This window comes from Simiaoa sunii (assembly GCF_014337175.1).
GTDB classification, from domain to species: Bacteria; Bacillota; Clostridia; order Lachnospirales; family Lachnospiraceae; genus Acetatifactor; species Acetatifactor intestinalis.
Map to the genome: position 1 here is coordinate 1808410 of NZ_CP060633.1, position 11162 is coordinate 1819571.

Consider the following 11162-nt stretch of genomic DNA (forward strand, 5'->3'; position numbering starts at 1 on the left):
GCTTAATCCTCCACATTGATATATGTCACCTTAATGATGCCATTCAGTTGCTCAAGCCATTCCACGGAATCTTGTGGCACCTCCTGATCCGTCTCTATGACCATAACTGCATAACCGCCTCTTTTATCCCGGTACAGCTGCAAGGTCGCGATATTGACATTTCTCTCAGCCAGCATGCTTGTCACCTGTGCCACATGTCCGGGCTGATCCACGTTGTGTACGATCAGTGTGGGCTTTTCCGCAGTGAAATTCACTTCGATGCCGTCTAATTTTGCGATCAGGATTCGACCGCCGCCGATGGATGCTGCCTGAACCTCTATCTTCCGACCGTGTTCTCCGGACAGCCGCAGAACCGCAGTATTCGGATGGGCATCTTTTAGGGTAACCGTAGAAAAAGTAAACTCCATTCCGACCTTTTTTGCCAGATCAAAGCTTGCCGGAATCCGGATATCGTCCGGATGCATCCCCAAAAGTCCGGCAATCAATGCCTTGTCTGTACCGTGTCCGATTCCCGTGGTAGCAAAGGAACCATGCAGAAGGATCTCAGCCTTCCTCACATGGTCCTGAAGTAATTTTTCCGAAATATATCCGATCCTGACAGCTCCCGCAGTATGGGAACTGCTGGGGCCGACCATCACGGGTCCTAAAATGTCAAACAGATTCATAAACACCTCATTTCTCACACCAATACTGTCAGAAGATGTTCAAAATATTCCGGCAGAGGTGCATCGATCTCCAGATATTCTCCGGTCGTAGGATGTATAAATCCCAATGTTTTGGCATGCAAAGTCTGTCCCTGTAATTTAAAGGGGCTCTTCCGGTTGGAATACACCTCATCTCCCAAAAGCGGGTGTCCGATGCTTGCCATATGCACACGGATCTGATGGGTCCTCCCGGTCTCTAATACGCACTCTATATAAGTATATCCCTTGAATCTCTGTAATACCCGGTAATGGGTCACTGCACGTTTTCCGTTCTGATGATTGATCGCCATCTTCTTCCGGTCATTCGGATGTCTGCCGATGGGCTGATCTATGGTTCCTTCCTCCTGCTCCAATTCCCCGAAACAAATAGCCCGATATCTCCGGTTAATGGAATGTTCCTTTAGCTGCTCCGCAATGCATCTGTGTGCTTTATCATTTTTGCAGGCGATCACGGATCCCGTGGTATCTCTGTCAATGCGATGCACGATTCCCGGGCGCAGCACACCGTTGATTCCCGACAGATCGTTCCCACAATGATACATCAGTGCATTCACCAGTGTACCGGTATAATGTCCCGCTGCCGGATGTACCACCATCCCTTTCGGTTTATTTACCACGATCAGATCCGCATCCTCATACAGGATATCCAGCGGAATATTTTCCGGTTCAATGTCCGGTTCCACCGATTCCGGAACGGAAAACACCACTTCATCTTCACACTTGACACGAAAGCTGCCTTTTACGGGTTTCCCATTGACCAGAACATTTCCATCTTTGATCAGCTTCTGAATAAAGGACCGGGACAGATCCTCCACCAACAGACTGATGCACTTGTCGATCCGTTCGTCCTCCATGTCCTCAGCAATCTCAAATCGGAGTTCTTCCATTATTTCATCTCCCGATAGCGGTTCTGCTTAAAATTAAGGAACTCCAGATCCTTTTCCTTATAGACAAACAAAAACAGAATAAACAGACCGATCGTAGCGACTACCACATAGATATCCGCCACATTAAAGATCGGGTAATTGATCAATACAAAAGAAATAAAATCCACCACATAATCCAGGCGGAATCTGTCGATCATGTTTCCGATGCCACCGGCAATGATCACTGCGAGCAGAATATGAACAATGCGGAATTTCTTCTGTTCGGGAAGCTTGAGCAGGAAAAACAAAAGCACTGCCAGAAATACGATCCCCACGAACAGAATAAACACTTTCTGGTTCTGTAACATTCCGAAAGCAGAGCCTCTGTTCTCCAGATACTGCAGTTCTAGTACACCGTCAATAAGTACATAGGGCGCCTGCCCCTTCAGATGTACGACAGCCAGATGTTTCGTAAATTGATCGAATACCAAAAGTACCACCGAGATCAGTACATCTATAAGTAACATAATAATACGACTCTTTTTTTCTTTATTCATGGGCATCCTCTTCACTAAAGTTGATTTCTTCGATCGCAGCCAGAATCTCGTCATCTGTAACGGTTCTGTCAATGACTGCTTTACCGATCTTTTTAAGCAGAATAAATTTAATCTTACCGGCTTCCATCTTTTTATCGGATTTGGTAAGCTTCAGAATCTCCTGCGGATCAATATCGTCCACGGAGATCGGAAGATAAAACGGTACGAACATATCGCGGATCTCATAGAATTCTTCCATGCTGAGCATTTCCTTTTTCCAGGAAATATATGCCGCTGCCACCGTACCAAGGGCAACACATTCGCCGTGATACAGCTCAAAATTCTTGTATTTTTCAATGGCATGTCCGATCGTATGACCCAGATTAAGGAGTGCCCGGTCTCCCTGTTCGGTAGGATCCTTCTCTACCACCATCTTTTTAATGGAACAGGTACGGATCACCATCTCTTCCAAAGTGGCAGGCTCTCTCTCGCAGATCTCATACATGTTCTCGATCAGCCACTCATAAAATAAAGCATCCTTGATCAAAGCAGACTTCATAACTTCCGCAAAACCGGAATAGAACTGTCTCTCTTCCAGTGTCTTAAGTACCGAAAGATTCATATATACCAATCTGGGCATTTTAAAAGCGCCGACCATATTCTTATAACTGTCAAAATCCACACCTGTCTTACCGCCGATGGAACTATCAACCTGCGCTAATAATGTGGTGGGAATCTGTACGAAATCAATGCCTCTTAAATACGTTGCCGCAACGAAACCAGTCAGATCGCCGGTCACGCCGCCGCCGAGTGCCAACAGCATATCCTTTCTGTCAAAGCCCTCTTCGATCAGATAACGATATACATCCTTTACCGTCTCCAGATTCTTATTTTCCTCTCCTGCAGGAAATGCATATTTTACGATCTTACGGCATTTTCCTTCCAAAAGTTCTGAAACCTGCGCTCCGTACAGTTCATCCACTCTGGAATCTGTGACGATGCATAATTTCTTCTCGGCAGCGCCCAGTTCCTCCAGTTCTTCCCATAAGCCGTCAAAAGACTGCTGAAATACAATATCGTAGCAAGGCTTTTTGTTGTAAAGCACCGGTAATCTCTGTGCCATATTTTCACCCTCCGGTTTGATTCCAAACCGTTCTTTCTGTGTTTTCATTCTTTTTCTTTTAAAAAACTTCCTACAGCCAGCTGCAGGAAGTTATCCGTTTATGACATTTTATGACATTCCGTTGTTAATAGGCATTTCAAAGGATCCGGCGCCACCGAAAATATCCTGGAAATCACCGGAGATATCTACGCTTGCCGGTGTGATGATAAATATATAATGCGATATTTTCTGTAAATTACCTGAGATTGCAAAACAGGATCCGGAAGTAAAATCAATGATCCTCTGTGCGATATCCACATCCAGACCTTCCAGGTTCAGTACTACTGTCCGGTTCGCCAGAAGTGTCTCCGTAATCTCCCGTGCATCCTCTACAGAAGTAGGTTTGATCACACAGACTTCCATGCCGGTTCCGGGCATTTTCTTGGTAACGGTACGATGGATCGGAGTAACCTTGGGCTGTGAAGTACGCTTTCCCTTATCATCCAGAGTCTCCTCATCCTGTGCCTGCTGTCTGTTCTTGGCAGCGCCGAACTTTTTCACAGGCTCTACTTCTTCCTCATCATCCAGATAATCGTCATCATAGAAACCTTCATCTTCTTCATCGTTCAGTTTCATATAATTCAGAAACTTATCCATTACACCCATGTTTACGAGTCTCCTTTATTAAAATCTTCTTAGAATATTCTTTATATCGTCTTACTGTAATCTCGCTCTCCGAAAATACCGGTTCCGACTCTGACGATTGCAGAACCTTCCTGTACTGCCACCGTATAATCTCCAGTCATTCCCATGGAAAGTATGCTCATAGAAACATTATCAATGTTTTTATTTCCGATGTCAACAGCTAATTGCCTAAGTTTCCGAAAATATATCCTGTTTTCCTCCGGGTCTTCAACAAAAGGAGCGATAGTCATAAGTCCCTTAATATGTACACCTGGTAAAAACGAAATATCGCGAACCAGTTTTTCGGTCTCTTCTGTTGTGGTACCAAACTTGCTCTCTTCCTGTGCCACATTGACTTCAATCAGAATATTAACTTCCACCTGTTTCTTCACAGCTTCCCTGCTGATCTCCTCTGCCAGTCTGAGACTGTCCACACTGTGGATCAGGTAGACCTTGTCCACAATATATTTTACTTTATTACGCTGTAAGTGTCCGATCAGGTGCCATCTGATATCCGAAGGCAGCTGTGGTATCTTGTCCACCAGTTCCTGTACTTTATTCTCTCCGAAGTCCCTGGCACCCGCATGGTAGACATCCATAAGCATATCCACCGGCTTTGTCTTGCTTACCGCCAATAAAGTAACTTCCTCTTGTGATCTGCCTGCCTGTTCGCAGGCTTTTTTTATATTTTCCTTTACGGCATTATAATTTTTTGCCAGTGTTTTGCTCTGCTCAGTCGTCTGCATTTTAAATATCCGCCGTCCTTTCCAGCTTATCTTACCCTTCCGGCACCGGACTGTTCTCCGGGGCCATATCATCACCACTGACCGTAGTATCCTTATTGGTACCGGTCTTCTTAATATTCGTAATGATCTGATCATCCGATACCGCCGAACCGTCCAGGACTATATAGTCATATACATTCAGACCATAGGTTGTGTTTGCCCTCACAATGGAATACTCATCATTCTGATACAGAATATTGATCTGTTTGAAATCCGCATATCCCTTGTTGACATTATACACGCCGATCAGCGTTGCACGTTTGCTCACCGTATAGGTATCCTGACTGTCCGTCTTATACAGAACATCTCCCGCCTTAAGCACGGAAGTATCCATGTAATACACGCCTTCCGTCTCATCATAGCTATAGGCATCCGTCTCCACGAATTCACTGGATATATTGCCGTTTTCCAGATAGCACTGTCTGATGACACCCTGGGTCCCCGTGTTTTCATCCATCGAAACGAAGTCTTCGTCGATCAGGAAAAATTCTTTCTCCACAATAGAGGAATTCGGGATCTTCAGTCCCGTCTCATCGTTTAAGATCAGCTCAATATCCAGGAAACGATCGGATACAAATGTTACCATAGAATTGGTAAAGGTAAGAGACAAAAAAGTGTTCCCGTCACTTCCGGTGAACAGCTTTGCCTGCCCCCAGGATTCATACTGGTTCTTCAGAAAACGGACCTTTACATAATCTTCCTGCTGGATCTGGGCACCACGTTCCGCATCTATGGGGATCACCACAGACCAGTTCTCATCGGTAGACAGCTTGTACACTGGATCTCCCACTGCCATCAGTTCATTACCCAGCATCTGTTTTTTCTCGTAGTCCTTATGATCAAAAACAGCCTCCGTCACACCTTCTACCGTCAGGCCTTCATAGCCATCCGTCCAATAAGCTACGATTCCCGTGGTGGGTGCATAGCAAAAATTGACAATATTGGCTGTTGAACCGCCGTTTTCATTTTTTATGCTTTGCAGCATATTTACATTTGCCAGTTTTAATACCGTATTTTTTAAAGAATATTTAAAATCATAGGTACTTTCATAAGTAACATCATCATACCCATGCATAAAATTCACAATTTCATTTCGGAACTCGGAAAGTTCCTGATTACTCAGGGTGTTTTCCCCAAGGCTGGCATCTTCTAATTCCTGACTCAGCCGTCCGGTCTCATCAACAATATATACCGTATCTCCCTTAGCGACACGCTCTCCCTCTCGCGCATAAAAATTCACATACCCTGCAGTATCCGTGCTGACTACCTCTTCTTTGCGGATGGCAATTCCTTTGTAAATATTATTTGTAGCAAGAGAGCCTTCTGTTACTTCATAACGGACAATGTGATCTGTCTGAAAATACATGATCACACAAATGATCACATAAATAAAAATGGCACCAAAAATAAGCATGCCGATATTAAGGTTCAGAGGTTTTCTGTATTTTTTTACTTTATTCTGTCGTTCTGCCATCAGGAAACCTCCTTTACACTTGAGAAGCCCCGGTTGGCATCCGAGGCTTCTCATACGTGAAAATTATAATACGTTTTCTTACAAAGATACGATGATCTTATCCTTAACAGTCTCCGGTAATTCGGATTCATCCATCGATACGCTGAGGATAAAATCTACCTGGAAGAAATCGCTCATTTTGTCCAGTTTCTCAATCACAGCTGAAATATCTTTGCCTTCCAGTACTGCAATCTTCAGAAAGCTGTCAAAATACATCTGTTCCAGATCATGATCCTGAGAAATGATACCGCACACGAACCCTAAAAATTCGTCCGCATTCTCGATCATATAACGGGAAACGTCGATCAGACGCACCTTGTTGTTCAGTTCATACATATGTTTCGTACTTTTGTCCAGATATACGATACTGCCCGAAATATCCTTTACCTCGCTGTTTACTTTGTCCAACAGCTGCTTTGTCTTGCCCTTACCCTTTTTGCCTACAATCAACTGAACCATTGGTGTAACCCTCCTGTCGTAAAATTTATAGGAATTCACGCAACCTATTTACTTTATTATAGTTTATATACCCTTAAAAAACAACATCTATTTGTTGATTTGCTCCAGTAATTGTACCATCTCAGGATATAGGACATCGCTGGCTGATGAATTCAATATAACGGATATATACGGTGCGCCGTTCACATCTCTGGACAGCAGAATCAGGCAATGTCCGGCCGCATTGGTCGTACCGGTTTTACCGCCGATGACGGTAATATTTTCCGGTGCATTGAAGTCACCTTTCAAAAAACGGTTGGTATTATTCACCGTAAGTTCTTTTGCCTTGCCGTCCTTGTCGTAGAAGGTTGTCTGATAAGAAGTCATATGAATGATTTCATTAAAAGAATCATATTTGATAGCTTCATTGAAAATCAGGTAAAGGTCATATGCGGTGGTAAAATGATTGTCATCCGAAAGTCCATGGGGATTGGCAAAGCTGGTGTTAGTCGCCCCAAGCCGCATAGCCTCTTCGTTCATCATTTCCACAAAATGATCCACACTTCCGCCAACATTTTCCGCAATCAGCATAGCTGCATCATTGGCCGAATACATTAAAAGAATATGTAATGCCTGATCAAGTGTCATAGTATCTCCGGACTTCAGTCCGCACAGCTGGGCCCCGGATTCATTGATCTTCACGGAATCCGTAGCTGTAAGCACCGTATCCAGGGATGCGTTTTTCAGAGCCACCAGTGCAGTCATCACTTTGGTAAGGCTGGCCGGATATAATCTTTCATGTGCATTTTTGGAATACAACACTTCACGGTTGTTCACATCAAACAGCACTGCCGCGGATGCCTGCGTCATATCCACGCTTCCATCCCCCATTCGGTCTTCCGTAACCACACAGAGATCCGATGCAAACGCATCTGCTTTCCCGGTGCCGGTTCCCGCCAGCACATTAAAGCTGCTGACATTGGAATTTACATTGTACGGAAATGTATAGGAAATATTGCCGCAGCCTGTCAGCAGAAACACGCAAAGTAACGCAGCTATGCAGGAAAATCGTATTCTGCAAAATCTATTTATACATTTCACGCCACTCTAAATCTCCTCTGTCTAAGGACTTGATCAACAGTTCAGCACTTGCCAGATTTGTTGCCAGTGGAATATTATGCATATCACAGAGACGCATTACATTGCTCACGTCCGGTTCATGTGCCTTCGGTGCCAGCGGATCCCGCAAAAAAATTACCAGATCAATTTCATTATGCTCAATCTGTGCACCAATCTGCTGTTCTCCGCCCAAGTGTCCGGCCAGGTATTTGTGAACATTGAGATTCGTAACCTCTTCGATCAGTCGTCCGGTGGTACCGGTTGCATATAATTCATTTTTACTCAGGATTCCACGATATGCAATGCAAAAGTTCTGCATCAATTTCTTTTTGGCATCATGTGCGATCAGTGCAATGTTCATATTCTATACCCCTTCTTTTCTTCTATTATTCTCAGCTTTTCCTTGCCTGCAGTCGAATATTCAGTACAATACCCATTCCTATATACAGACTGAGCAAAGATGTCAGTCCGTAACTTACAAACGGTAAAGGAAGTCCCGTATTGGGGAGAATAAATGTAGCCACTCCTATGTTTACAAAACTCTGGAATGCGATCAGTCCCCCCATGGCCGCCGCAATAATAGTCCCTGCGACATCCTTAGCCCTTACTGCTACGGAAATACACTCCATTGCCGTAAGCAACAGAAGAATAATGACTGCTATACTTCCCTTAAATCCGAACTCTTCACCGATTACCGCAAATATGAAATCGGTTTCCGCTTCCGACAGGAAATTGCCGTTCTTCACAGATGTGATCTCATTGTTTTTATATCCCTTGCCATCCAGTTCGCCGGAACCAATTGCCATCACGGAGTTCAGCTGCTGGTACGCCAGATCCGTGGAATATTCTTCCGGATTTACAAAGGCAAGGATACGATTTTTCTGGTAAGTTTCCAATATGGTACTATCCGGCTGCATCGCCAGAGATACCAGTATCACCACCGCCGGTATCGCTACCGCCAATGCTCCGAAGACAAGCTTATAACTGATGCCTCCGACATACAGGATCACACAGAAGATAAAGATCAGTACAATACTGGTAGACAGTGCCGGCTGTTTCAGTACCATGATCCACGGCACTCCCATCAGTACAGCAATTGAAGCGATCACACGAAAAGTATTCAGCTTTTCCTTATATTTCATAATAAACTGTGCAAAGAATAAAATCAATAAAATTTTTGCAAGTTCTGAAGGTTGAAACTGTAGTCCGCCGATCTTCAGCCATCTCTGCGCACCGTTGCCTTCCTCACCCATTATAATGACCAGTCCCAACAGTACCAGATTGCCGATATACATCAGCCAGTACAATTTTAGTATCACAGAATAATTAAAAAAAGAAAGGGCGATCATAATCACCACGCCGGCAGCAACTCCTGCCATCTGCCTGCTCTGCTGGGCAGGCTCCGCGCTGCCGATGGTCATAATTCCCACGGCAGACAGGGCCAGCACCAGTATTATTAATTTAAAATCATAATCCCGCAATCTATAGTTCTTAAACATTTATCCGGCCTTTCTCTCTTATGTACTTACGGTATTTTCGCAGTCTTCTGCAGATCAAGAATCGGTATATTTGCAATCAGGCTGGGGGATTTATTTCTCCCGCTTTTGTTGCCGCCTTTTGCCTGTATCTCTATCTCCATATGGTCGGTATCGATTCTCATGTATTTGGAAATCACTTTGGTAATGTCCGCCTTGATCAGTTCCATCATTTCGGGGGAACAATTTACCCGGTCCGATATCAGAAGGATCTTCAAACGGTCTTTTGCAACCTGGCAGGAACTTTTCCTGCGAAAAAAATGCTTCATATTCATCCTTCCCCTTCCTATGCTTTTCGAAAAATACCGGTTACTTTCGTCCAAAAAGATACTCCCTTTTCGAAATCCAGAAAGGGAATCTCTCTTCCCCTCAGTCGTTCGACCACATTAAAATAAGCTTTTCCTGCGGGGGTATCGGTTCCCACTAAAGGTTCGCCCTGATTGGTGGCAATGACCACATTTTCATCATCCGGAATGATTCCGATGAGAGGTATTGCCAGAATATCCACCACATCATCCGCGGACATCATATCTCCCCTGCGTACCATATCCATTCGTAGTCTGTTAATGATCAGATCCATTTGTTTAAAACCGTTTGCCTCCAGCAAGCCTATGATCCGATCCGCATCACGGATTGCCGAGACTTCCGGTGTGGTGACTACCAGTGCTCTGTCCGCTCCGGCAATGGCATTTTGGAAACCCTGTTCGATCCCGGCCGGGCAATCGAGAATAATATAATCAAACTGTTCTCTGAGATGATCGATCACTTTGATCATCTGTCCGGGTGTTACCGCCGTTTTATCTCTGGTCTGCGCCGAGGGCATCAGATAAAGTCCGGGATGTCTCTTATCCCGGATCAGTGCCTGCTTGATCCGGCAATTTCCCTCCACTACATCTACCAGATTGTATACGATACGGTTCTCCAGACCCATAACCACATCCAGGTTACGTAAACCGATATCCGTATCAATGAGACAGACTTTACAGCCTGCCTTCGCAAGACCTGTACCGACGTTTGCGGATGTAGTGGTCTTACCTACACCGCCTTTTCCTGAAGTGACGACAATGACTTCGGAGCTTTTCTTCTCCGTGGAAACATTTTGTTCCATATGGGATTCCTCCTGTTTGATTTTGTCGTCCCCTGAATTCTTTAAAAAGAACCCAGTAATTCTTTTGTAAGGGGATCAAATACTATCTTCCCATTCTTCAGGTGTGCAATTTTCGGTTGTACTTTGGGGCGTATACCCCATTTCGACTGTTTCGCATTGGTTTTATATTTGAAATCGCCGATTTTTAATCTTTCCGGCTCCATTTCAAGCGCTACGATATAGCAGTCTTCCCTGCCGGTTCCGCCCGCATAAGCTTCCCCGTACAGTCCTCCTAAAATAATGATATTTCCGCCTGACATCACAGCACTTCCGGGGTATACATCCCCCAGGACCACAATGCTGTTCTCCGTCTCTATCACTTCACGGTTTTTCAGAGTTCCTTTATAGAACTGCCCCTCATCACCGCCGGAAAGCTTTTTCTCCATATGCTGGAGTGCCTTAATAAAGTTTTTGTTCGTGGCTTCATCATGACCGACGATACAGGCGATCCTGACATTACTGTTTTCCCGAATGGTATCCAGAATACGAATCTCCTCCACTTCACTGACTTCACGTCCCTCCATGGACAATGCCATGGTGGACGTTCCGAAGAAATTCTTTGCCTCGGTGAATTTCACTGCAAGTTCCTGCAGGATTTCCTCCAGGGAAGCATCTTCTCTCATTAAAAGCGTGATTCCGTTGGTAAAGCTTTTGATCAATACTGCATCTTTCATTTTCTTGTACCTGTCTTTTTAATTTATCTATCCGGAGTCCCACATTCGCATAATCGCTT

General features: G+C 44.5%; 14 protein-coding genes. All 14 read right to left on the reverse strand.

Annotated features, from left to right (window positions below):
* Positions 1–2: 2 nt before the first annotated feature.
* The 14 genes from sdaAB to H9Q77_RS08430 all read right to left on the reverse strand — a co-directional run bounded on the left by sdaAB (position 3) and on the right by H9Q77_RS08430 (position 11103).
* On the reverse strand, positions 3–665 hold the full coding sequence (gene sdaAB / locus H9Q77_RS08365) for an L-serine ammonia-lyase, iron-sulfur-dependent subunit beta (protein WP_249325137.1): 663 nt from the start codon (positions 663–665) through the stop codon (positions 3–5).
* A gap of 14 nt (positions 666–679) precedes the next feature.
* Complete coding sequence (locus H9Q77_RS08370; RefSeq protein ID WP_249325139.1) at positions 680–1591, reverse strand: RluA family pseudouridine synthase; 912 nt, start codon at positions 1589–1591, stop codon at positions 680–682.
* Complete coding sequence (gene lspA / locus H9Q77_RS08375; protein ID WP_249325141.1) at positions 1591–2127, reverse strand: signal peptidase II; 537 nt, start codon at positions 2125–2127, stop codon at positions 1591–1593. The genes H9Q77_RS08370 and lspA overlap by 1 nt, the downstream gene beginning before the upstream one ends.
* Positions 2120–3229, reverse strand: coding sequence for a 3-dehydroquinate synthase (aroB, locus tag H9Q77_RS08380; protein ID WP_249327145.1), 1110 nt, complete (start codon positions 3227–3229; stop codon positions 2120–2122). The genes lspA and aroB overlap by 8 nt, the downstream gene beginning before the upstream one ends.
* A gap of 108 nt (positions 3230–3337) precedes the next feature.
* Positions 3338–3874, reverse strand: a complete 537-nt coding sequence (locus H9Q77_RS08385) for a cell division protein SepF (RefSeq protein ID WP_249325143.1) — start codon at positions 3872–3874, stop codon at positions 3338–3340.
* Positions 3875–3915: 41 nt separating this feature from the next.
* A complete protein-coding gene (locus tag H9Q77_RS08390; protein ID WP_118550332.1) occupies positions 3916–4638 on the reverse strand; it encodes a YggS family pyridoxal phosphate-dependent enzyme in 723 nt (240 codons plus the stop codon).
* 31 nt (positions 4639–4669) lie between these two features.
* On the reverse strand, positions 4670–6151 hold the full coding sequence (locus H9Q77_RS08395) for an HlyD family efflux transporter periplasmic adaptor subunit (protein WP_249325145.1): 1482 nt from the start codon (positions 6149–6151) through the stop codon (positions 4670–4672).
* 78 nt (positions 6152–6229) lie between these two features.
* Positions 6230–6649: a twitching motility protein PilT gene (locus H9Q77_RS08400; protein ID WP_249325146.1), complete on the reverse strand. Its 420-nt coding sequence runs from the start codon at positions 6647–6649 to the stop codon at positions 6230–6232.
* An 87-nt stretch (positions 6650–6736) separates the two neighbouring features.
* The gene (locus tag H9Q77_RS08405) at positions 6737–7729 is read right to left on the reverse strand and encodes a D-alanyl-D-alanine carboxypeptidase family protein (RefSeq protein WP_022154415.1); all 993 of its coding nucleotides are present in this window, start codon (positions 7727–7729) and stop codon (positions 6737–6739) included.
* Positions 7713–8108, reverse strand: a complete 396-nt coding sequence (gene mgsA / locus H9Q77_RS08410; RefSeq protein ID WP_022154416.1) for a methylglyoxal synthase — start codon at positions 8106–8108, stop codon at positions 7713–7715. Before mgsA ends, H9Q77_RS08405 begins: the two co-directional genes overlap by 17 nt.
* 31 nt (positions 8109–8139) lie before the next feature.
* Positions 8140–9246, reverse strand: a complete 1107-nt coding sequence (locus H9Q77_RS08415) for an FtsW/RodA/SpoVE family cell cycle protein (protein WP_118546915.1) — start codon at positions 9244–9246, stop codon at positions 8140–8142.
* Positions 9247–9272: 26 nt separating this feature from the next.
* A complete protein-coding gene (minE, locus tag H9Q77_RS08420; protein WP_118546914.1) occupies positions 9273–9557 on the reverse strand; it encodes a cell division topological specificity factor MinE in 285 nt (94 codons plus the stop codon).
* An 11-nt stretch (positions 9558–9568) separates the two neighbouring features.
* Positions 9569–10390: a septum site-determining protein MinD gene (minD, locus tag H9Q77_RS08425; protein ID WP_022154420.1), complete on the reverse strand. Its 822-nt coding sequence runs from the start codon at positions 10388–10390 to the stop codon at positions 9569–9571.
* A gap of 41 nt (positions 10391–10431) precedes the next feature.
* Positions 10432–11103, reverse strand: coding sequence for a septum site-determining protein MinC (locus tag H9Q77_RS08430; RefSeq protein WP_118691910.1), 672 nt, complete (start codon positions 11101–11103; stop codon positions 10432–10434).
* Positions 11104–11162 lie beyond the last annotated feature (59 nt).